Annotated in this window: 1 pseudogene; it reads left to right on the top strand. The window is 81.7% G+C overall.

The window, feature by feature from the left end:
- Positions 1 to 1,015 (top strand): annotated as a pseudogene (locus ACFV5N_RS28080) (hypothetical protein); the annotation flags it as partial.

The raw sequence follows: 1,015 nt of genomic DNA, 5'->3' as shown, positions 1-1,015 counted from the left end.
CCCACCCCCGTCCCGCCCCGCTCGGCCCGCCCTCCCTCTCGCCGCACGACCAGCGGGCGGCCGAGGAGAAGCACCGGGCGGCCTCGGCCGGACGGGACCGGGCGCTGGCGGCACTGGCCGGGCTGCGCGAGGCCCACGCCGCCGCCGACGCGGCGGCCGGTGCGGAGCCGGCGGAGGCGCTGGCCGAGCGGCTGGCCGGTCTGGAACGGGACCAGCAGGCCGATCTGGCCGCCGCCGGGGACGCCGCCCCGGCACGCGAGGAGCTGGCCGCCGCTGAGCGGCGGCACGCCGAACAGCAGGCGGTACGCGAGGACATCGAACGGCGGGTGGCCGCCCGCGCCGGGCAGGCGCGGTCGCTGCGGGCCGAGCACGAGGGGCTGCGGGCCGAGATCCGCGCCGCCCGGGGGGAGGCGGAGTCGGTGGCGGCGCGTGCCGCCGAACTCGCCGGGCTGGCCGGCCGGCTGGCGACGGCCGCTGAGGCGGTCCGCACGGCGGAGGCGAGCGCGGCCCGGGAACGGGAAGCCGAGGAGGCCGTCGCGGACGCGGCCCGCCGGGCGGGTTTCGCCACCCCGGAGGCCGCCTCCGCGGCCCAGCGGTCCGCAGACCGGCGGCGGGAGGCGGAACGCCGCCTGGAGCACTGGCGCGCGGAGGCGGCGGCGATCGACGCACTCCTCGCCGCGGCCGAGGCCGAGGCCGGGGCGGATGCTGGGGGCGGCGGAGACCGGGAACGCACGCGAGTTCCGCAGCCCCGGGACCGTACGGCCCCGGCCGGGGAGGGTACGTCGGCGGGCGGGCGGGACCAGCGTCGGCCACTCCCGCCCGACGGGGTTCCGGGTCCGGGCGGGAGCGGAGCGGTGCCCGGCGCACGCCGGGAACTCCCCGGCCGGGAAGGCGAGGACACGGCCACGGGTACGCACGCGGCCACGGGCCCCGCCCACCGGCGGACGGGCGAGCCGTGGTCCGGTGACCGCGGCGTCGCGTCCGGACCGTCGTCGGTCCCTTCCTCGCCCTTCAC

This window comes from Streptomyces sp. NPDC059853 (assembly GCF_042731495.1).
Lineage (GTDB): Bacteria > Actinomycetota > Actinomycetes > Streptomycetales > Streptomycetaceae > Streptomyces.
This window is presented reverse-complemented; position numbering and strand designations above follow the sequence as displayed.